This window comes from Mesobacillus sp. S13 (genome assembly GCF_020422885.1).
GTDB classification, from domain to species: domain Bacteria; phylum Bacillota; class Bacilli; order Bacillales; family Cytobacillaceae; genus Mesobacillus; species Mesobacillus selenatarsenatis_A.
Genome location: NZ_CP084622.1, coordinates 1382217 through 1403657 on the forward strand (window position 1 = coordinate 1382217; position 21441 = coordinate 1403657).

The 21441-nt window shown below is 43.7% G+C and carries 18 protein-coding genes; 15 read left to right on the top strand and 3 right to left on the bottom strand.

The window, feature by feature from the left end; translation table 11 throughout:
• The first annotated feature begins 60 nt into the window (after positions 1–60).
• From LGO15_RS06930 to argF, 3 genes are read left to right on the top strand one after another with little or no spacing between them, the layout of a single operon-like run.
• A complete protein-coding gene (locus LGO15_RS06930) occupies positions 61–1140 on the top strand; it encodes a carbamoyl phosphate synthase small subunit (RefSeq protein ID WP_226087168.1) in 1080 nt (359 codons plus the stop codon).
• Complete coding sequence (locus LGO15_RS06935; protein ID WP_226087169.1) at positions 1133–4234, top strand: carbamoyl-phosphate synthase (glutamine-hydrolyzing) large subunit; 3102 nt, start codon at positions 1133–1135, stop codon at positions 4232–4234. Before LGO15_RS06930 ends, LGO15_RS06935 begins: the two co-directional genes overlap by 8 nt.
• Complete coding sequence (gene argF, locus LGO15_RS06940) at positions 4231–5187, top strand: ornithine carbamoyltransferase (protein ID WP_226087170.1); 957 nt, start codon at positions 4231–4233, stop codon at positions 5185–5187. The genes LGO15_RS06935 and argF overlap by 4 nt, the downstream gene beginning before the upstream one ends.
• A 55-nt stretch (positions 5188–5242) precedes the next feature.
• Here the strand turns inward: argF and LGO15_RS06945 are convergent, their stop codons facing one another.
• Entirely contained in the window at positions 5243–6055 is an 813-nt protein-coding gene (locus LGO15_RS06945; protein ID WP_226087837.1) for an undecaprenyl-diphosphate phosphatase, read from the bottom strand.
• 305 nt (positions 6056–6360) lie between these two features.
• On the opposite strand from LGO15_RS06945, the gene LGO15_RS06950 reads away from it, so the two are divergent.
• Both LGO15_RS06950 and clpB read left to right on the top strand, forming a co-directional pair.
• The gene (locus LGO15_RS06950) at positions 6361–6543 is read left to right on the top strand and encodes a YjzC family protein (RefSeq protein WP_079508079.1); all 183 of its coding nucleotides are present in this window, start codon (positions 6361–6363) and stop codon (positions 6541–6543) included.
• 149 nt (positions 6544–6692) lie between these two features.
• Entirely contained in the window at positions 6693–9293 is a 2601-nt protein-coding gene (clpB, locus tag LGO15_RS06955) for an ATP-dependent chaperone ClpB (RefSeq protein ID WP_226087171.1), read from the top strand.
• Between the two features lie 268 nt (positions 9294–9561).
• Here the strand turns inward: clpB and LGO15_RS06960 are convergent, their stop codons facing one another.
• A complete protein-coding gene (locus LGO15_RS06960) occupies positions 9562–9747 on the bottom strand; it encodes a YjzD family protein (RefSeq protein ID WP_167832178.1) in 186 nt (61 codons plus the stop codon).
• 260 nt (positions 9748–10007) lie between these two features.
• Between LGO15_RS06960 and LGO15_RS06965 the strand changes: the two genes are divergently transcribed.
• The 4 genes from LGO15_RS06965 to LGO15_RS06980 all read left to right on the top strand — a co-directional run bounded on the left by LGO15_RS06965 (position 10008) and on the right by LGO15_RS06980 (position 12941).
• Complete coding sequence (locus LGO15_RS06965) at positions 10008–10745, top strand: alpha/beta fold hydrolase (protein WP_226087172.1); 738 nt, start codon at positions 10008–10010, stop codon at positions 10743–10745.
• A gap of 68 nt (positions 10746–10813) precedes the next feature.
• A complete protein-coding gene (locus LGO15_RS06970) occupies positions 10814–11635 on the top strand; it encodes an NAD-dependent epimerase/dehydratase family protein (RefSeq protein WP_226087173.1) in 822 nt (273 codons plus the stop codon).
• A gap of 141 nt (positions 11636–11776) precedes the next feature.
• Complete coding sequence (locus LGO15_RS06975) at positions 11777–12727, top strand: BMP family ABC transporter substrate-binding protein (protein ID WP_167832181.1); 951 nt, start codon at positions 11777–11779, stop codon at positions 12725–12727.
• A gap of 25 nt (positions 12728–12752) precedes the next feature.
• Complete coding sequence (locus LGO15_RS06980; protein WP_167832182.1) at positions 12753–12941, top strand: ComZ family protein; 189 nt, start codon at positions 12753–12755, stop codon at positions 12939–12941.
• Positions 12942–12969: 28 nt separating this feature from the next.
• On the opposite strand, the gene LGO15_RS06985 is transcribed toward LGO15_RS06980, so the two are convergent.
• Positions 12970–13278 (bottom strand): hypothetical protein, encoded by a 309-nt coding sequence (locus LGO15_RS06985; protein ID WP_226087174.1) that lies wholly within the window; start codon positions 13276–13278, stop codon positions 12970–12972.
• A 314-nt stretch (positions 13279–13592) separates the two neighbouring features.
• Between LGO15_RS06985 and LGO15_RS06990 the strand changes: the two genes are divergently transcribed.
• From LGO15_RS06990 to LGO15_RS07015, 6 genes are all read left to right on the top strand, one after another.
• On the top strand, positions 13593–14525 hold the full coding sequence (locus tag LGO15_RS06990; protein ID WP_226087175.1) for a beta-ketoacyl-ACP synthase III: 933 nt from the start codon (positions 13593–13595) through the stop codon (positions 14523–14525).
• Between the two features lie 60 nt (positions 14526–14585).
• Positions 14586–15827, top strand: a complete 1242-nt coding sequence (gene fabF, locus LGO15_RS06995) for a beta-ketoacyl-ACP synthase II (RefSeq protein WP_226087838.1) — start codon at positions 14586–14588, stop codon at positions 15825–15827.
• A 688-nt stretch (positions 15828–16515) separates the two neighbouring features.
• Positions 16516–17499 (top strand): ABC transporter ATP-binding protein, encoded by a 984-nt coding sequence (locus tag LGO15_RS07000; RefSeq protein WP_226087176.1) that lies wholly within the window; start codon positions 16516–16518, stop codon positions 17497–17499.
• Complete coding sequence (locus tag LGO15_RS07005) at positions 17496–18518, top strand: ABC transporter ATP-binding protein (protein WP_318999828.1); 1023 nt, start codon at positions 17496–17498, stop codon at positions 18516–18518. Before LGO15_RS07000 ends, LGO15_RS07005 begins: the two co-directional genes overlap by 4 nt.
• Before the next feature lie 85 nt (positions 18519–18603).
• Positions 18604–20256, top strand: coding sequence for a peptide-binding protein (locus LGO15_RS07010; RefSeq protein ID WP_167832185.1), 1653 nt, complete (start codon positions 18604–18606; stop codon positions 20254–20256).
• A gap of 233 nt (positions 20257–20489) precedes the next feature.
• Positions 20490–21440, top strand: coding sequence for an ABC transporter permease (locus LGO15_RS07015; protein WP_167832187.1), 951 nt, complete (start codon positions 20490–20492; stop codon positions 21438–21440).
• Position 21441 lies beyond the last annotated feature (1 nt).

Below are 21441 nucleotides of genomic sequence, written 5' to 3' on the forward strand. Positions count from 1 at the left end.
TAGCAGGAAATGTATAAAAATAAAATTAATTAAATAAATATACGTTTGGAGATGTGTCTGATGAAAGGATATCTGCATCTGGCTGACGGCAAGACATTTCAAGGGCACTTGCATGGGTCGTTAACTGAAGAGGGAATTACTGGTGAAATCGTATTTTTTACAGGGATGACCGGTTATCAAGAAGTTCTCACTGATCCTTCCTATAAAAATCAAATCATTGTATTCACCTACCCTCTGATCGGCAATTATGGCATCAATGAGCATGACTTTGAAAGCAAAAAGCCCCATGTTGCAGCAGTAATTGTCTTTGAAGCTGCAAAAACAGCTTATCACTATGAAGCGCAGCATAGCTTCACTGAATATTTGGAGAAATGGGATATTCCCATGCTGGAGCATATAGATACGCGGGAGCTCGTAAAATCCATCCGCCAGAACGGGACGATGCCTGCCAAATTATCAAGTGAACGCGTTTGTGAATCCACCTGTGACAGTATGAATGGTCTTAAAGTGCAGGAGGTATCATCGAAGGCACCAGAAACGATTGGTTCTGGTGACACCCACATCGTATTAATTGATTATGGCTTTAAGAAATCCATCGCTGACCATCTGGTAAAACAAAATTGCCTCGTGACAATTGTTCCGTACAATTATACCTTTGAGCAAATTGCAGCCTTGAAGCCTGATGGTGTGCTTTTATCAAATGGACCAGGCGATCCGAAGGAATTATTCGGGCAGTTGCAAGAGATCAGGAAAGTAATCGAGCACTTTCCTGTATTGGGGATTTGTCTAGGGCATCAGCTGGCAGCGCTCGCACTTGGAGGCGATACTAAAAAAATGCTCTTTGGCCATCGAGGAGCAAACCAGCCTGTTTACGATATGAAAAGCAACCGGGTATTCATGTCCTCTCAAAATCACAGCTATGCAGTGGATCAAAATAGCATCGGGAGCACAGGATTGAAGATCCGTTTCTTCAATAAAAATGATCAGTCAATCGAAGGCCTCTACCATGAGCAATGGCCGCTGATGACAGTCCAGTTCCATCCGGAAGCAAGTCCGGGGCCTGAAGACAGTGTATTCATATTTGGAGAATTCATCAATACAGTCAAATACAGAAAGCGGAGAGAAGTCAGTTATGCCTAAAGATAATCATATAAAGTCAATACTGGTAATCGGTTCAGGCCCGATCATCATCGGTCAGGCTGCTGAATTTGATTATGCAGGTACACAGGCCTGCATCGCCTTGAAAGAGGAAGGCTATCGGGTAATCCTTGTAAACAATAACCCAGCAACTGTCATGACGGATCATGTATTTGCAGATGCAGTCTACTTTGAACCAATGACTGTGGAAGGCGTGGAAAAAGTGATTCAGGCAGAAAAACCGGATGGGATTTTGGGGACTCTCGGCGGTCAGGCAGGCTTGAATCTGGTGTTTAAGCTCAGTGAAGAAGGAATTCTAAAAAAGTATAATGTGAGAGTGCTTGGCACCTCGGTTGCAAGCATCAAGCAAGGTGAGGATAGGGAAGCCTTCCGCAGTCTAATGCATCAGTTGAATGAACCGGTGCCGGAAAGTGAAATCGTGCAATATGTCGCAGAGGCGGTTGCGTTTGCTGAGAAGATTGGTTTTCCGCTGATTATAAGACCTGCTTACACTCTTGGAGGAACAGGCGGCGGCATTGCCGGGACAATGGAAGAATTGGTCTCCCTTGTAACAGGTGGGCTGAGTGAGAGCCCGATTCATCAATGTTTGGTCGAAAGAAGCATTGCCGGCTATAAAGAAATTGAATATGAAATGATGCGTGATACAGCGGGCACTTGTATCTCAATTTGTAATATGGAAAATATCGACCCGGTCGGCATCCATACAGGGGACTCGATCGTAGTGGCTCCCTCACAGACGCTTACTGACAGGGAATACCAGATGCTCAGGACATCCGCTGTTAAAATCATTTCAGCTCTTGGAATTGTTGGAGGCTGCAACATCCAGTTTGCACTCGACCCTAAAAGCAAAAATTACTATCTAATTGAAGTGAACCCGCGGGTCAGCCGGTCATCAGCGCTTGCTTCCAAAGCGACTGGATACCCGATCGCGCGTATGGCGGCAAAATTGGCAGTTGGATACAACCTTGCCGAAATCATCAACCCTGTTACAGGCAATACCTTTGCCAGCTATGAGCCATCGCTCGACTATGTAGTGGTGAAAATACCGAAATGGCCGTTTGAGCAATTCCCGCACATTGATAGGTCTTTAGGGACACAAATGAAGGCAACCGGAGAAGCGATGGCAATCGATCGAAGCTTTGAACGAGCGTTTATCAAAGCCGTCCGTTCACTGAACATAAAAATGCTTGATTTAAAGCTGCCGACAATTGAAGGCCTTACCGTCGATGAGCTATACGATTTAACAGGAAAGCAGACAGACCAGCGGGTTTTTGCATTGCTCGAACTGATGCGTCGGGGTGAGCCAATCCAGCTTATCAATGAAAAAACAAAAATAGATTTGTTTTTCCTAAACAGATTTAAATCATTGACAGAAATAGAGAATCAAATTGCAAAGCTTGAAATCGAAAGAATATCAGCTGCTGAGTTAAGGTCCCTGAAAGAGAAAGGCTTCAGTGATGCCTATTTGGCAAAGGAATGGAAGGTTAGTGAAAAGCAGGTAAGAGAGCTTCGTAAAAAGCACGGTATTGCACCTGTTTATAAGATGGTTGATACATGTGCGGCAGAATTTGAGTCAGCTTCGAATTATTTTTACTCAAGCTATATTGGTGAGAATGAAGCAAAAGTCGAAAACAGTAAACGAAAGGTACTCGTCATTGGCAGTGGTCCAATTAGTATTGGTCAGGGAATCGAGTTCGATTATTGTTCGGTTCATGGTGTTTTTGCCCTTAAAGAAGAGGGTGTTGAAACTATCATGATCAACAATAATCCCGAGACAGTCAGCACAGATTTTACGATATCAGATCGATTGTATTTCGAACCTTTAACAGAAGAAGACATCCTGAATGTGATTGAAATGGAGGGGATAGAGGAAGTCATTGTCCAGCTGGGAGGGCAGACTGCCTTGAATCTTGCCAAAGGTTTAGAAGAAGCTGGAATCAAGCTGCTGGGAACGAGTTCGGCAACCATTGATTTATTTGAAGACCGGGATCAATTTTATCAGTTGCTCGACAAGCTGAAGATTCCCCGCGTACAGGGTGAAACAGCCGGGGATGAGAGTGAACTGCTGGCTGCTGTTGAGAGGTTGGGATACCCCGTATTAATCAGGCCTTCCTACGTGATTGGCGGCTTGAATATGGTGATAATCCGAAACACTGAGGAACTTAAAACTGCTCTGGCAACAGCTAATATTTCATATCCCATACTGGTGGATCAATACCTTGAAGCAGCAGAGGCGGAACTTGACCTTGCATCCGATGGAAAGCATATCCTGATTCCCGCCATCATTGAGCACATAGAAAAGACAGGAGTCCATTCAGGGGACAGCTTTTGCATCATCCCGGCGCGTAGTTTCACAAACGAAACAAAGCAAAAGATGGCTGATTATGCAAAACGGCTTGTGAATGAATTGAAGTATAAGGGATTAATGAACATCCAATTCATTGTGAAGGGACATGAAGTGTTTTTACTTGAAGTTAATCCACGCTCAAGCAGAACAATGCCGATCGTCAGCAAGGTAGCAGGCGTTGAACTAGTCAAGAAAGCGACAAAAATATTGCTTGGGAAATATAATTTGTCGAAAGATGAAGTTTTGCTAGACTCCGATGCTCCATACGCAGTCGTAAAACACCCAGTTTTTTCGAATTTTGCATTGAAAGGACTGGACGCCAAGACCGGTCCGCAAATGATTTCAACTGGAGAAGGAATCAGCATTGCTTCGACACTTGAAGAGGCATTGACCAAGAGCTTCCATTCAATCAACGGGAAAGCTGTCCATGGAGCAATCGCCTTTGCAGATGAAAAAGAGCTCTTGGAAGCAGGGAAGCAGGCTGGTGACTATCATTTCATTCATATTGATGAAGTAAAGGATCCTCATAAGGTGGCAGCCTTGTATTGTCCGGGTGAATCAGAAAAAGATCTCTCTTTGAGAGAGTGGGCTGTCAAGAACCGGAAAATTGTATTGACCCAAAAGGAGACTTTATCTGCACTCTTAAAAAGTGCGACAGCAAAGAGTTGGGATGTAAGCTCCCTGGACAAATGGCTGGCAGAAACTAGAGAGGAAGTGGTGGCAGAATGACAGCATTACAGCAGCTTCAAATTGATCTAAAAGGAAAGGACCTATTAACCCTGGCTGATTTGGAACCACAGGAAATCCTTACTTTATTAGATAAGGCAATAACTTTAAAAGAAAAGACATTAAATAAACAATTTGACCAGCCACTCAAAGGCAAAATACTCGGAATGATTTTTGATAAATCCTCAACGCGTACGAGAGTATCATTTGAGGTAGGAATGATTCAGCTGGGCGGAAGTGCCCTTTACTTAAATGGCAGCGACCTTCAGCTCGGCCGCGGCGAGACTGTTTCGGATACAGCCCAGGTCCTTTCGCAATATCTTGACGGAATCATGATCAGAACATTCTCGCACAAGTCAGTTGAAGACCTTGCCGCCAATGCTGAAATTCCAGTCATCAACGGATTGACGGATTTGTACCATCCATGCCAGGCACTTGCAGACCTTTTGACAGTCTATGAAAAAAAGGGGAAGCTGAAAGGCCTCAAGCTTGCTTACATCGGTGATGGAAACAATGTCGCTCATTCCCTAATGATTGCCTGCACAAAAGTCGGAATGGATGTAAGTATTGCTTCCCCACAGGGATACTTCCCGAATGAGGAGGTAACAGCTCAATGTAAAGAATTTGCTAGGCAGAGTGGTGCAAATTTGGTCATTACAGATTCACCAGAAGAAGCCGTTGATGCGGCAGATATCATCTATACGGATGTGTGGACCAGCATGGGACAGGAAAACGAAAATGAGCAGAGACTCAAAGACTTTTCACAGTTCCAGGTAAATGGAAAATTACTTGAATTAGCTAATGAAGACTATTTGTTCATGCACTGTCTCCCCGCACACCGCGGTGAAGAAGTAACGGCAGAAGTGATTGACGGTGCGCACTCCGTCGTATTCGAACAAGCAGGAAACCGCCTCCATGCCCAGAAGGCATTACTTGTGGAGATATTGAAGGATTAAAATCAAAGTGAGAAAACGAAAACCGGCTACCAAAATCCAGGTAGCCGGTTTTGTATTAAGAAAAGATGAGGACAAGTGGCCCTACAATGAAGCAGTAAATCGCAAAGTACTTCAAGTTTCCACGAGCCATGATATTCATGAACCATTTTAAAGAGAAGTAAGAGGCAATCAGAGAAGCGATGAATGCGAAAACATATGGTACTGCCAGTTCATCAAGGTATGGATCTGTTAAAATGTCTGAAAATCCAAGGATCATGCCTCCGACGCTGACTGGTATATATAAAAGGAAGGAATAACGCAATGCGGTTTCCTGTTTCATACCAAGTGCCATCGCCGCGACAATCGTTGCTCCAGAACGGCTAATTCCAGGGATAAGAGCTACTGCTTGGGCTAAACCGACAATAATGGCATCCTTTAAGCTTAAGTCTCCATCATTTTTCCGGCCCCTCAGGTTACGGATTAACCACAATGCCAAACCTGTAACTAACAGCGTAAAACCTACAGTCTTAATCGAAGCTAAGTTATCCTCAATAAAATCCCCAAACAGGACCCCGATTACACCAGCAGGAATCGTTCCAACAATTAAATAAACGATGAACATAAAATCAGATTTCGCTTCTGGGTCTTTGTTCTTAAGATATGCAAGTCCATTGACAATTAATCGCATGATATCTTTACGATAAATCAATAGAACAGCGAATAAGGAAGCAGTATTTACTAAAAGTGCAAAGCTCATTCCTCTAATTTCAAGCCCGAAAAAGTGCTCTGCGATTTCAAGGTGTCCGCTTGATGAAACAGGGATCGGTTCAGTTATTCCCTGGAACAGACCAAGAAATATGTATTTAAGCAAGTCATAAAAGTTTTCCATGTCGTTTTGAATCCTCCGTTTTAAATAAGATAACAAATATATTATATCCGCTTTGTGAGTTGTCCAGCTCCAGCGCCTAGCCCCTCGAGTCGCTTCGGTCCTGCCAATGAAGTCAAAGAGCGACTTCACTGTCAGGCCCTCCACCGCTTGTCGGGGCTGAACAAGGCGCTTCCGCTTTTCTTTTCTCATACACACTAATGTACCGTATAACCCTTTTTTTTGGAAGGATAAAATATGCATAAATACTTTATTTGAATCAGTAAATAATATAATTGCCGGAATACTTTAATGAAGGAGGAAGGCAAATGGGTCAAAGTCATCAGTTTCGTGCCGGACAAAAGGCACCGAATAATGGTATTTACATTGAAATTGGCGAAACAGGCAGTAATGTCAACAATCCACAGAAAATCAAGCTTAAAGCTGGGGACCGTTTTCCGGAAAACTCCAACCATAACCGCCACTGGACTTACATGCCTAAGTTCAAATAGCCTGTAACTCAATCTACAGGATGAGAGCTAATCAAGGGTGAAATTTATTCTGTATTTTCTAAAGCCATCCAATGCGGATGGCTTTACTAATTGGGAATTTTTATTATAATATAATTAAAGGTCAAAAAAGGTCAAAGGAGTGGTTGGGCGTGGATTTGAATAAAATGACTGAAAGCTTGCAAAATGCCTTTGTATCAGCCCAGACCCTGGCTGTTCAACATAATCACCAGGAAGTAGATGATGCACATCTGCTGCTTGCACTGCTTGAGCAAGACGCCAATCTGGCGGCAACGCTGCTTACTGCTATCGGACTTAACCTGAATCATTATAAAGAAGAATTGGACCATATCCTGTCAAAGAAACCGCAAGTTTCTGGCAGCGGGGCAGAACAGGGTAAATTATATATTACTGCAACTCTGCAGAAGGTTTTGGCACAGGCAGAAAAGGAAATGAAACAGTTTGAGGATGACTATTTGTCTGTGGAACATGTTTTGTTATCTTTACTTGATATACCGAGCTCAGAAGCTGGTACAGCTTTAAAGAAACTAAATGTCAGCAGAGAAAAATTATTAGCGAGAATCAATGAGGTTAGGGGGAACCAGAGAGTGACTTCACAAAACCCAGAAGCAACTTATGAGGTGTTAAAAAAATACGGCCGTGACCTTGTGGAGGAAGTCCGGGCAGGAAAGGTCGACCCGGTGATTGGCAGGGACAGTGAAATTCGCAATGTCATCCGCATCCTATCAAGGAAGACAAAAAACAATCCTGTGTTGATCGGGGAGCCAGGTGTCGGTAAGACAGCGATTGTAGAAGGACTGGCACAAAGGATTGTCCGCAGGGATGTTCCGGAAGGCTTGAAGGATAAAACAGTTTTTGCACTGGACATGAGTGCGCTGATAGCTGGCGCCAAGTTCCGTGGCGAATTTGAGGAAAGACTGAAAGCAGTATTAAATGAAGTGAAAAAAAGTGAAGGGAAAATCCTCTTGTTCATCGATGAGCTCCATACCATTGTTGGCGCAGGTAAAACCGAAGGGGCAATGGATGCCGGCAATATGCTGAAACCGATGCTTGCTCGTGGAGAACTGCATTGCATCGGGGCTACGACACTTGATGAGCATCGCAAATATATTGAAAAGGACCCTGCGCTTGAACGGAGATTCCAGCAAGTACTGGTGCAGGAGCCTGATGTTGAGGATACCGTGTCTATTTTACGAGGATTGAAGGAAAGGTTTGAAATCCACCATGGAGTAAATATCCATGACCGTGCGCTTGTTGCAGCAGCCACATTATCTGACAGGTATATCACGGATCGATTTTTGCCGGACAAGGCGATAGACCTTGTGGATGAAGCATGTGCCATGATCCGTACGGAAATTGATTCGATGCCTGCAGAGCTCGATGAAGTAACCAGAAGGGTGATGCAACTGGAAATTGAAGAAGCTGCGTTGACAAAGGAAAAAGATGATGCCAGCCGGGAACGATTAGAGGTTCTTCGTAAGGAACTAGCCAACTTGATGGAAAAAGCGAATGCAATGAAATCCAGATGGCAGAAGGAAAAAGAAGGCATCCAAAAGGTTCAGGAACAGCGGGAGCTGCTGGAGAAACTTCGTCGGGAGCTGGAAAAAGCAGAGAATGACTATGATTTGAATAAGGCAGCAGAACTTAGGCATGGCCGAATTCCGGCACTTGAAAAAAATCTGAAGGCACTGGAATTGGAAGTCAGCGAGAATGAAGGAGAAAGATTGCTTCGGGAAGAGGTCACCGAAGAAGAAATTGCCGGAATCGTTTCACGGTGGACAGGTATTCCTGTAATGAAGCTCGTAGAAGGCGAACGTGAAAAGCTTCTTAAACTTGAGAGTATCCTCCATGAACGTGTTGTCGGACAAGATGAAGCGGTATCGCTAGTGTCCGATGCGGTTCTCAGGGCAAGAGCCGGCATCAAGGATCCGAACAGACCAATCGGTTCGTTTATCTTCCTCGGGCCGACTGGTGTGGGTAAAACCGAACTGGCCAAAACGCTTGCTCAGTCATTGTTCGATAGTGAAGAGCATATCATCCGAATCGATATGTCTGAGTATATGGAAAAACATGCCGTTTCAAGACTCATTGGAGCACCTCCGGGATATGTAGGGTATGAAGAAGGTGGCCAGCTGACAGAGGCGGTCAGAAGGAACCCGTATTCCGTCATACTCCTCGATGAAGTGGAGAAAGCACATCCAGAAGTTTTTAATATCCTTCTGCAAATGCTCGATGATGGACGGGTGACCGATTCTCAGGGAAGAGTGGTCGACTTTAAGAATACCGTGATCATCATGACGTCCAATATTGGTTCGCATCATTTGCTTGATCGGCAGGAAGGGGATGAAGAAATCTCTTCTGGAACGAGGGATCTTGTGATGGCCCAATTGCGCAGCCATTTCCGTCCGGAATTCCTGAACCGTGTAGATGAAATCATTTTATTCAAGCCTTTAGCATTGAAGGAAATCAAAATGATTGTCGGTAAGTTAGTGAAGATTTTGCAAGGAAGGCTCGCTGACCAGCAGATCCAGCTGACAATCACGGATGAAGCAAAGGAATTTTTAGCTGAACATGGATTTGATCCGGTTTACGGTGCAAGACCACTGAAGCGATTTATCCAGAGAAGTGTCGAAACTAAGCTTGCCAGAGAAATCATTGCAGGCAGGATCAAAGAGAAGAGCCAGGTGGAAATTGGCGTCAACGAGGGAGGTATCTCATTAAGTGTTATGTAAGGAATATCTATTTTAATGAAGTTGATTTCATAGTGTTTGGAATAGAAACGGAAAAACTTCGCTTAAGTTTGCAACGATCTTTATTTTCTTAAAAATAAAGGTCGTTTTTCCGTCTATTTCATCCAAATCGTTGGATTTTGTCTTATTTTAAGCAGTTAACCGGAATATCTCCGCTAATGAATTCACAACCTTCAAGAAAATCCACAAAGGATGCCCTAACTGAGTCAATGAAAAAAGTCATCCAAAGCGGATGACTTTTTTATGTACATTAATGTTGGTGGTTTTCTTCACCATTTGGAAGAACAGCAGGAAACACAAGGAGAATGATTGTTGACACAACTGCCAGGATCGCACTTTGAGCTAAGTCCAGTCCAACGCCGATCATCGCGCCGGCTACGTAATTTAGCATAAGAACCAGGAGGAATGTCCAGAGTAATGTCCAGAAATATTTCACGATTTTCACCTCTTACATTATTAAATCTTTTCTCATCTTACCACAAGCCATCTAAATTATAAATGAATTTCACATAAATTAAAAAGCGTTTTCACAGAACACTTTCTTTTTCTAAAACCTGGTAATATTATATTTGAAGATATGTTGCAGATTGTAGTAAAGAGGAGGGATTAATCCAGAAATTTGGGCAAATCCCCTTTCATTTCCTGTTAAATAACATACAGTAATATGAATAATCTTTAGGGAAAGGGGATGGTAAGATGGAGAGCCGGAACTTTAAACTGGATACCGAATGGAATGTTATCCATTATCCTGAAAGGCCAAATGGTTTCGGTATCCTGACGATTGGTGACGAAAGGCACTTTGTGAACGACAGCAGCAGCTTCTGGACACAGAATGAAGGTAAACGTTCATTACTGAACATATGGAAAAAAGAAGGGTATACCGTCTTCTATTCAAATTTATATGGAAGGCATTGGGGAAGTGAGAAGGCTGTCGATTTAACGATGAGACTGTGCAGCCATATCGTCCGAAATGAAATTTTGAATACCTCTTTCCATGTCGTTGCAGAAGGAATGGGCGCACTTGTAGCCTTGAAACTTTTAGCACATAGTGATTTTAAAATCAGAAGCTTGATCTTAATCAACCCAATCCTCTCTTTAAGTAAGCATCTGGAGCAAGAAAAGGAGAATAAGTTTTTTTATAAAAAGCTTGTCGCTGAACTTGAAGCGGCTTATGAAACAGATATTAGCAAACTACTTGAGAGCCTGGACGAAATCTCTTCCAGTCCTGCCTTCAAGAAAGAAACACCGGTCAAAATCATCCATGTATTATCAGGAAACAGAGCCTACAAGCAGTCAAGCATCCTTAATGAACTTTCTGCTGAATGGGAGAAAGATGGCCTTCCGGTAACCGTAAGCTATGTACTTCCAGAAAAAAAGCTCCAAGTAGGAAGCCAAATCGTACATTTTTTTACAAAATATGAGCAAGTCCTATAACTCCCTGCAAATATTTTCACTTTTAGATTCATAGGATACAAGAGAGTATTTTCAGGGAGGCATATAAAATGGAAAGGGCAACGATTCTCGGAATATATGATTTTATAGGTTATAGCTTGTGCCGGTATTTGCTTGATGAAGGTGTTGAGATAAATGGAGTCGATACGGAAGGAAATAGAAAGGATTCTTTTACTGAGGAAAAACGCTTGGAAATCGGCAGGAATTCCAATTTCCTTGAAATTAGTCTGGAAGATTGGGATGCAGAGCAAGCAGAAGGCATTTTGTTTGTGACTTTGTTTGAATCCTTGCAAGGGCGACATAATACGTATGGTATTTATGAAGTACTTCTTAGTGAATTAGAAAATCGGAAGTTGAAAAAGCTGCCGACCGTCGTCATATTGCCGGCATATTTTGCTCAGGAAAAAGCAGAATTGAGGGAGGCAAGAGTGAACTCTTTGATTTACAGCCGTGATTCCAATCTTCTCGCACTCTATTTGCCGACCATTTATGGTCCTTGGCAGCCGGAAGAATGCTTTTTCCAGCAAGTAATGTCTCGGTCCTTATATGAAAATAAGAAGATTCCTGATATTGGGCCAAGGGAATGGACGCATGATTGCCTGTATATAGATGATGCTGTAAAAATGATAAAGGAGCTGGCTGAGTCAGGACTTCAAGGACAGTATATACTATCTAGCGGAGAACAGGATCGATGGTTTAAGTGTGCAGAAGAGCTGCTGGGCAGTGGTGCTGGATTGCTTAGAAATAAGGCTGCAGCACCTGCAATCAAAAATTCCATCAAGGTCAGCACCGTAGGAGAAAATGAGCAAATCAGCAAGGGGTTAAGCAGGCAAAAGGAGCAATTTAACCGGATACAGGACAGCAAGGACTAGGGAATTTCAATAAATGACTTTTCAAAGTAATACTCCAAAGAGTAAAATGGTAAAAGATTCTTTTAATCGGTTCCATTTTAATGTAGCGGGCACTGAAAATGAAAGAGTTTTGCACAGTGGCGCATAAAGGAGATGCATCGGATGCTGAAACGTTTCGGGCTAATATTGTTAAGCCTTCTTTTGCTTGGGGGATGCGGACAACCTCTTTCCACGGGCAAGGTGGAGAAAGTAGGCCTCTTGGTGCCTGAAACTATAAATGATCAGGTGTGGGGGACGAAAGGGTATAGGGGACTTCTGCAAATCCAATCGAGCCTGGGGGTTGATGTCTTTTTCAAAGAAGGGATGAATTCTCAGGAAGCCGTTGAGGATGCAGTGGGGGAGTTCGATCGGCAGGGAGTTAACCTTATATATGGGCATGGAAATGAATACGCTGCCTATTTCAATAAGATTTCAAGTAAATATCCTGACATTCATTTCATTAGTTTTAACGGAGATGCCAGGGGAAAAAATACAACGAGCCTAAACTTCAAGGCATATGCTATGGGGTTTTTTGGCGGAATGGTCGCCAGCCATATGTCTGAAACTGGTAAGGTAGGAATCATTGCAGCGTATGAATGGCAGCCAGAAGTGGAAGGCTTTTATGATGGTGCGATGTTTGAAAATAATGATCTGAAGGTAGACATTCGCCTTGTTGGCCACTGGGATGACCAAGAAAAGGCACTCGATGTCCTGGACGATGTATTGGCTGAGGGAGCTGATGTCATATACCCCGCTGGAGATGGGTATAATGTACCTGTCATTGAAAGGGTAAAGGACCGAGGCTTATACGTGATCGGCTATATTTCCGACCAATCGGATTTCGGGGAGTCCACGGTATTAACGAGTACTGTCCAGCATGTTGATGACTTGTATGAACTGACAGCCGAAAAGTTCAACAATGGGGAGCTTAAGTCAGGAAACCTGTCATTCGACTTTCAGGACGGTGTAATCTCCCTTGGTAAATTCAGTCCTAAAGTCGACTCTAAATTCAGGGAGAGAATAGGTACTTATATTAATTCTTATAAAGAAACCGGTAAATTGCCTAACCAGTAAATAATGTTCAAAGGAGACAATAGACATGCAAACTAATGACAAAACAATGGAGTTCATGCAAATTGCCATGAAATACCTTCCGGAAGCACAGCAAAAACTTCAGGAGGCAGGCATTGAGTTGACAATGGACAATCTGCAGCCGTTTTTCACGCTTTTCACGAATGTGATGAACGAAGCATATGAGCTTGGAAAAGCGGATGCTGCAAAAGAATAGCATACACAGTAAAAGCTGAGGCCTGCCCTCAGCTTTTATTTTTTTCAATGAAGTGGTCAAACAAAGGTCTCACCTTTCCCATAAGCGGTTTGAGCTCGCGGGCTGAAGTGATCAACGTATCTACATGATGCATCACTTCATCTAAATCAATTTTCCCCAAATACTTATTAAGCAGAAAGTCATTGTTGACACTTTCCTCAACTTCTTCTATTTCTCTTGACCGGCCGAACATGAAATGGTCGAAATGATCATATCCCTGTTCCTGTTGATCGGAACTCTCATCATGATCCCTCCTGAGCTTAAAACCAAAGAGGTCCCGGGTTCTTTCATCCTCCATCTTCATTCCCACCTTTCTCTATTTCTCTTTTTTTAGATACTTTTAATTGTGAAAAATTTTTATGAGTGATTTGAGCAACTGGTTAGAACTGGCTAATTTTAGTTCGCTTCAGGTCGTCAAAAGCTGACCAGGAAGCATTGTTCTTCCCTATCAGTTTATGATTGATCTGGCCACATGGACTAGGGCATGTGCGGAAATCTAATTTTTAAGTTGCAGAGGAAGAGCAGTTTCTGATAAAATTAGTACCAAGTCATAATAATTGATAATAATTTTAGCTAAATAGACAGAATCCAAAATAAAAGGAGATGGATCCCATGAATGCAGGGATAACTGGGGTTGGGCGGTATTTGCCGGAGGAGGTTGTAACAAACCTTGATCTGGAAAAAAAGATGGATACTTCGGATGAGTGGATCCGGACAAGAACAGGGATTGAAGAAAGAAGAATTGCAGGCGACGATATGGATACATCGGATTTAGCCTATCGTGCTGCTGTCGAAGCCATCAGCAATGCGGGAATTTCAGCAGATGAACTCGACTTGATTTTAGTGGCGACTGTTACACCTGATCAGCCTTTCCCAACAGTATCGTGCATGCTCCAGGACCAGTTGGGTGCAAAAAAAGCTGCCGCAATGGATTTGAGTGCTGCATGCGCAGGGTTTATGTATGGAATGGTTACAGCCAAACAATTTATTGAGGCGGGCACTTATAAGTATGTTTTAATAGTAGGTGTAGAAAAGCTTTCCAAAATTACGGATTGGAATGACCGTAACACAGCAGTGTTGTTTGGTGATGGGGCCGGAGCGGTTGTCATGGGGCCTGTTTCCGAGAACAGAGGAGTGCTCTCTTTTGAACTAGGGTCTGATGGTTCCGGAGGCAAGCACCTATATCAGGATGATTATATCGTCATGAATGGTCGGGAAGTTTTTAAATTTGCAGTTAGGCAAATGGGGGAAAGCAGTATCAATGTACTTGAAAAAGCCGGTCTCTCAAAAGAAGATGTTGATTTCCTGATTCCCCACCAGGCAAATATCAGGATTATGGAAGCAGCTCGCCAGCGGCTTGAGCTGCCGGTAGAAAAAATGTCAATGACCGTTCATAAATACGGAAATACATCTGCTGCTTCAATTCCAATCTCGCTTTTTGAGGAATTGGAAGCAGGAAAGATAAAAGATGGAGATGTCGTAGTAATGGTTGGCTTTGGCGGCGGATTGACATGGGGCGCGATCGCCATGCGATGGGGTAAATAAACTGATTTTCATATGAACTCTATATAAATTAAGAGTACGAATAAAGGAGATGCAATAATGATGGAGAAACGCAGAGTTGTTGTTACAGGGATCGGGGCTGTTACGCCTCTTGGAAATGACGCAGGAACTACCTGGAATAATATCATCGAAGGAGTATCAGGAATCGGTCCGATAACTAGATTGAATGCAGATGACTTCCCTGCAAAAGTTGCGGCAGAAGTAAAAGAATTCAATGTTGAGAACTTTATAGACAGAAAAGATGCCAGGAAGATGGACCGTTTTACTCATTATGCAGTGGCGGCTTCATTGATGGCTGTGAAAGATTCAGGCCTTGAGATCACAGACGAAAATGCTCCTCGAGTCGGTGTATGGATCGGATCAGGAATCGGCGGGATGGAGACATTCGAGCAGCAGCACGAAACGTTCATGAACAGAGGATACCGCAGGGTCAGTCCTTTCTTCGTGCCGATGATGATTCCTGATATGGCGACAGGACAGGTTTCTATCACTCTTGGGGCAAGAGGATTTAATTCTTGTACGGTGACAGCATGTGCGACTGGAACCAACTCAATCGGCGATGCCTTCAAGGTCATCCAGCGCGGCGATGCCGATGTAATGGTAACCGGAGGTGCTGAGGCTCCAATCACGAAAATGTCTTTCGCAGGTTTCTGTGCAAATACTGCACTATCTACCAACCAGGACCCGCAAAAAGCGAGCAGGCCTTTCGATAAGGATCGCGATGGATTTGTTATGGGTGAGGGAGCTGGAATCGTTGTCCTTGAAGATTTAGAGCACGCATTGGCGCGTGGAGCTAAAATCTATGCTGAAATCGTGGGTTATGGCGCAACTGGTGATGCATACCACATTACCGCTCCAGCTCCTGAAGGAGAAGGCGGCTCAAGAGCAATGAAAATGGCACTTGACGATGCAGGCCTTGCACCAGAAGAAGTTGGGTATATCAATGCACACGGAACAAGCACTGAATATAATGATAAATTCGAAACAATGGCCATCAAAACAGTATTTGGCGAGCATGCATACAAGCTTGCAGTAAGCTCAACCAAATCGATGACAGGCCACTTGCTTGGTGCAGCAGGCGGAATCGAAGCGATCTTCACAATCCTCGCTTTGAAAGAAGGAATCTTGCCGCCAACAATCAATCTGGATACACCGGACCCAGATTGTGACCTCGATTATGTGCCGAACGCAGCGCGCAAGCAAGAGGTTAATGCAGCAATCAGCAACTCACTGGGCTTCGGCGGCCACAACGCAACAATTGCTTTCCGAAAATACCAAGCATAATAACTTTCGAGGGTGACCCCCTCGCAATATTTGAAGCAGAAACCCTGTTTAATTGGGTTTCTGCTTTTTTATTTAGCAGGCAGGGCATATAGGACGAAATGAAAACATTGCATTCCCTGAAAAAGATCCAGAAGGCCGATTTCGGTAAAAGCAAGGCACCTGCATTACCCGAAAAAGATCCAGAAGGCGAATTTCGGTAAAAGCAAGGCACCTGCATTGCCCGAAAATGAATTAGAAGGCGGATTTCGGTAAAAGCAAGTCTCCTGCATTGCCCGAAAATGAATCAGAAGCCGGAATTCGGTAAAAGCAAGTCTCCTGCATTGCCCGAAAATGAATTAGAAGGCGGATTTCGGTAAAAGCAAGTCTCCTGTATTGCCCGAAAATGATCCAGAAGCCGGATTTCGGTAAAAGCAACTCTTCCATAGTCCCCGTTTGACGGCCTCCGTCCCTATCTCTATAAACCCCATCTAATCTGAAGAAATACCTAAATCTATTTTGCTGAAAAAGTATTTTTCGTTCAAATTACATATTTTTAACAAACGTCCACGGAATATTCTCTTAAAAAAAGTAATGAAAGTGTAATAAAAGAACGGTGTTTCTAATAATTAATAATTATCAGAATCTTCACCTGAGCAGAAAATCATTTCTTTTTATATCAATTCAATTGGATAGGCGGTGTGCAAGAATCGTGACAGCCTTATTGGAGCTAAAGAATCTTAAAACTTATTTTAAAAGGAAAAAGACAGTGATTCCAGCAGTAGATGGAGTGGACCTTGTCATCAATAAAGGGGAAACTGTCGCACTTGTTGGTGAGTCGGGGTCTGGAAAGAGTATTACTTCTCTATCAATCATGCGATTGATTCCCAGTCCACCCGGGGAAATTGTGGACGGGCAGATTCAATTTGATGGCCGGGATCTTGTCAAGGCAAGTGAGGAAGAAATGTGCAGGATTCGCGGCAATGATATTTCGATGATTTTCCAGGAGCCGATGACATCACTGAATCCTGTGCTTACCATTGGGGAACAGATCACGGAGGTACTGACATACCACCAGGGACTCAATCAGGTGATGGCAAAGAAAAAGGCAATTGAGATGCTTGAACTCGTTGGTTTTTCCCGAGCGAAGGAGATCATCAATGATTATCCACATCGTCTTTCTGGAGGGATGCGGCAGCGAGTGATGATTGCGATGGCGATGAGCTGCAACCCGAAGCTTTTAATTGCAGATGAGCCGACAACAGCATTGGATGTGACCATCCAGGCGCAAATCCTCGACTTGATGAAGGATTTGAGTACGAAATTCAATACATCCATTCTGATTATCACACATGATCTCGGAGTGGTGTCTGAAGTTGCTGACCGAGTCGTCGTCATGTATGCAGGCCAGGTCGTGGAAGAAGCGATGGTGGAGGATTTATTTGAAAATCCCCTCCATCCTTACACTAATGGCCTTATGGGTTCGATTCCATCAATAGACGAGGATCATGAACGGCTTGCCTCGATTGAAGGAAATGTTCCTTCACCCGAGAATTTGCCAAAAGGCTGCCGTTTTGCACCACGCTGCCCACATGCTTTTGACCGCTGTTTCAATGAAGCTCCGAGTCTTCTGAGGAAATACAGTACCAGGTCTGTAAGGTGCTTTTTACATGATGACAAGGAGGTGGAGAAATGATCTCAACAAGTGAATCACCGGAAAACAAAACAATGGAAAATAGCTCTGAAATCTTGCTTGAACTACAGGATTTAAAGAAGCACTTTCCTATCAAATCCGGATTACTGCAAAAGACAGTTGGTCATATAAAAGCAGTTGATGGAATAAATTTGAAGGTGAATAAGGGAGAGACATTGGGAATCGTCGGAGAATCTGGCTGCGGTAAATCGACTGTCGGAAGAACCATCATCCGACTCTATGAACCTACTGATGGAAAAGTCATCTTCAATGGCAAGGATATCTCCCATCTTTCTGAAAGCGATCTGCGAAAGGATGTACGCAAAAATATCCAGATGATTTTCCAGGATCCTTTTGCTTCCCTCAATCCGAGGAAAACTTTGAGATCGATCATCAGGGAGCCCCTTGATACTCATCATATTTACAGAGGCAAAGAGAGGGACGAACGTGTCGAGAGTCTATTGGAAAAGGTAGGCCTTAATGCTTCTTTTATCAACCGTTATCCACACGAATTTTCCGGAGGACAGCGGCAGAGAATTGGGATAGCCCGGACGCTGGCATTGAATCCGGAAATGATCATAGCGGATGAAGCAGTATCAGCACTGGATGTCTCGATTCAGGCACAAATCATTAATTTGATGGAGGACCTTCAGGAAGAATTCGGTCTTACTTATATCTTTATCTCTCATGACCTGAGTGTTGTCAGGCATATAAGCGACAGAGTAGGGGTTATGTACCTCGGGAAAATGATGGAGCTTGCCTCCAAGAATGAGCTCTATGCGGAACCGCTGCATCCTTATACTCAAGCATTGCTTTCTGCTGTGCCCATTCCAAGAAAGAAAGGTGTCATGAAACGGGAGCGAATCATCCTGAAAGGGGAGCTTCCAAGTCCGTCAAATCCACCCAAAGGGTGTGTATTCCATACTAGGTGCCCTGCTGCATATGACCTTTGCAAACAAGCGAATCCTGACTTTAAAGAAGTCAAGAGCAATCATTTTGTCGCCTGCCATCTATATACATAGGGCGGCTGCAGGATTTGAAGGGAGGAGATAGAAACACCTTTCTGTTTGTCTAGAAAACTAGTAAAAAATTTAAGGGGGAAAAAATGTGAAATTAAGAAAAGCTTCCTGGTTGTTAATCAGTCTTACCCTGATTCTGTCGATTTTCCTTACAGCATGTACAGGAAATCAAGCTGAAGATCCAAAAGAAACTCCTGGAGATGATGGCAAAAAAGAAGAAGAACAGGCTTCAGGTCCGCAGCAAGGCGGGGATTTGATCATTGGTTCCACTGGTGCGCCTACCGTTTTCAACCCGCTTTATTCAACAGATACATCCAGCTCTGATATTGAAGGCTTCATTTATGACAGCCTTATATCATCTGATACAGAGTTCAACCCGACAATGAGCATGGCGGAGTCAATTGATATTTCTGAGGATGGCCTGACATTCACGGCGAAATTGAAAAAGGGTATCAAATGGCATGATGGTGAAGAGTTCACTGCTGATGACGTGGTATTCACATTCAGCATTCCAAAAGATCCAGATTATAATGGCGAGCGCGGATCTGCCTTTGAAGCAATGGAATCTGTAACGAAAGTTGATGATTATACGGTCGAGTTCAAGCTGAGCAAGAAGGATGCTTCCTTCTATCCTGTTTCATTAAGCTACTATATCCTTCCTGAGCATATCCTAAAGGATGTTCCAGTTGCCGAGCTTGGGGAGCATGAATTCAATACGAAGAGTCCGATTGGAACTGGTCCATTCAAATTCGTTGAATGGAAAGACGGAGAATATGTAAAAGTAGAAGCGTTTGATGACTACTTCAAAGGTCGTCCATATCTTGATACGCTCACATATAAAATTGTTCCTGACATGGATGCGATGATCGCCCAAATCCAAGCTGGCGATATCCACTTTGCTGCAGGAGTTCCTGGAACTGATATTGAAACGGTCAAATCATTCCCTGGTGTAAAGGTTGAATCAGGTCTAGCACTTTCGTACACATATTTGGGATACAACCAAAAGAATGAACTATTCAAAGACAAGAAAGTCCGTCAGGCAATCACTCACGCTATTGACAGGGAAGCAATCGTCAGTTCTGTCATGAACGGTGACGGAAAAGTGGCGCATGTTCCGGAAAGCCCATTATCGTTTGCATACAATGACGATGTTCCGATATTTGGATATGACGTCGAGAAGGCAAAATCTTTACTGGCTGAAGCTGGCTGGAAGGATTCAGATGGTGACGGAATTCTAGACAAGGACGGCAAGAAATTCTCATTCACGGTAAAAACAAACCAGGGTAACAAAGTAAGGGAAGATATTGTTGTCGTCCTTCAGGAGCAATTGAAGGAAGTCGGAATCGAAGCGAAGCCTGAGATCGTTGAATGGAGCGCGTTCATCGAGCAAATCTCGGCTCCAAACTGGAATTACGACGCCCTTGTCCTTGGATGGAGCTTGTCTACATTCCCGGATCAGTATGACATTTTCCACTCAAGCCAGATGGAAGAAGGCTTGAACTTCGTTTGGTACTCCAATCCGGAGGCAGATAAGCTGATGGAAGAAGCGAAGCAGATTCTTGATCAGGATGAGTACAAAGCAGCATATGCCGACATTTATAAGATGCTGGCAGAAGATCAGCCGTACACTTTCCTTTACTATCCAAATGTCCACAGGGTCATGCCGGCTAATCTCGAAGGCTATGTATTCCATGCGAAGGATGACTTCTTTGAAATCTCCAAGTGGTGGCTGAAACAATAGGATCAGAATGGGAGGGAAGGGAGAATCCCTTCCCTTTCAAATTTTCAGTTTTGAGAAAGATAATTTTTCACTTCGAGAATTGTCCAGCTCCTGCGCCTAGCCCCTAGAGACGCTTCGGTCCGCCCAATGAATTCAAAGTACGACTTCATCGGTCGGCCCTCCAGCGCTTGTCGGGACTGACCAAGGCGCATGCGCTTTTCTTATTATCTCTTATTTATTAAAGGAGAATTGCCATGCTATCTTATATCATTCGCCGAATCCTGATGGCCATTCCTTTGCTGCTGGGCATTACCATCGTATCTTTTGCCATCATGAAGCTGGCCCCCGGAGATCCTGCCAGCTTGATGATGGATCCGACGATCAGCCCTGAGGACAAGGCCCGGTTCATGGAAAGGTACGGTCTCAATGATCCAATCCATATCCAGTATTTAAAATGGCTGGGAGCCATGCTGCAAGGGGACTTTGGAACTTCATTGATTCGTAAAGGAGTTCCAGTAATCGAAATGATCATGAACAGGATGCCGAATACTATTTTATTGATGGTTGTTTCGACAGTGCTGGCCTTGTTGATTTCGATTCCATTTGGTGTCATATCGGCTACAAGACCCTATTCAAAGCTTGACTATACAGTAACCGTTACTTCGTTTCTCGGAGTTGCAACACCAAACTTCTTCCTGGGCTTGATCCTGATCATGGTTTTTGCCGTCCAGAATAACTGGTTCCCGACAGGAGGGGTGGCAACCCTGAATGCCCCATTCAGTCTCTGGGACAGGATCCATCATTTGATCATGCCAGCATTCGTTCTGGCTGCTGCAGACATGGCAGGACTCACGAGGTATACAAGATCAAGCATGATGGAAGTGATCAAGCAGGATTATATGAGGACTGCGAGGGCAAAAGGCTTTAGGGAGAACAAAGTTATCTATAAGCATGGCCTTCGAAATGGACTGATTCCAGTCATCACGATTTTTGGTCTGATGATTCCTTCCTTCATTGGTGGGGCCGTTATTGTTGAAAAAATCTTTACTTGGCCAGGGATTGGCTTATTATTCGTGGATTCTGCGTTCCAGCGCGATTATCCGGTACTGATGGGATTGACTGTCATCTCGGCAGTGTTTGTCGTGATTGGAAACTTGATCGCGGACATCCTATACGCAATATTTGATCCAAGGATCGAGTATTAAG

What these genes read in the sequence shown, in the direction of transcription:
- LGO15_RS06930 (WP_226087168.1), top strand. Translation starts at nt 61, where the DNA reads ATGAAAGGATATCTGCATCTGGCTGACGGCAAGACATTTCAAGGGCAC.
- LGO15_RS06935 (WP_226087169.1), top strand. Translation starts at nt 1,133, where the DNA reads ATGCCTAAAGATAATCATATAAAGTCAATACTGGTAATCGGTTCAGGC.
- argF (WP_226087170.1), top strand. Translation starts at nt 4,231, where the DNA reads ATGACAGCATTACAGCAGCTTCAAATTGATCTAAAAGGAAAGGACCTA.
- LGO15_RS06945 (WP_226087837.1), bottom strand. Translation starts at nt 6,055, where the DNA reads ATGGAAAACTTTTATGACTTGCTTAAATACATATTTCTTGGTCTGTTC.
- LGO15_RS06950 (WP_079508079.1), top strand. Translation starts at nt 6,361, where the DNA reads ATGGGTCAAAGTCATCAGTTTCGTGCCGGACAAAAGGCACCGAATAAT.
- LGO15_RS06965 (WP_226087172.1), top strand. Translation starts at nt 10,008, where the DNA reads ATGGAGAGCCGGAACTTTAAACTGGATACCGAATGGAATGTTATCCAT.
- LGO15_RS06970 (WP_226087173.1), top strand. Translation starts at nt 10,814, where the DNA reads ATGGAAAGGGCAACGATTCTCGGAATATATGATTTTATAGGTTATAGC.
- LGO15_RS06975 (WP_167832181.1), top strand. Translation starts at nt 11,777, where the DNA reads ATGCTGAAACGTTTCGGGCTAATATTGTTAAGCCTTCTTTTGCTTGGG.
- LGO15_RS06980 (WP_167832182.1), top strand. Translation starts at nt 12,753, where the DNA reads ATGCAAACTAATGACAAAACAATGGAGTTCATGCAAATTGCCATGAAA.
- LGO15_RS06985 (WP_226087174.1), bottom strand. Translation starts at nt 13,278, where the DNA reads ATGGAGGATGAAAGAACCCGGGACCTCTTTGGTTTTAAGCTCAGGAGG.
- LGO15_RS06990 (WP_226087175.1), top strand. Translation starts at nt 13,593, where the DNA reads ATGAATGCAGGGATAACTGGGGTTGGGCGGTATTTGCCGGAGGAGGTT.
- fabF (WP_226087838.1), top strand. Translation starts at nt 14,586, where the DNA reads ATGGAGAAACGCAGAGTTGTTGTTACAGGGATCGGGGCTGTTACGCCT.
- LGO15_RS07005 (WP_318999828.1), top strand. Translation starts at nt 17,496, where the DNA reads ATGATCTCAACAAGTGAATCACCGGAAAACAAAACAATGGAAAATAGC.
- LGO15_RS07015 (WP_167832187.1), top strand. Translation starts at nt 20,490, where the DNA reads ATGCTATCTTATATCATTCGCCGAATCCTGATGGCCATTCCTTTGCTG.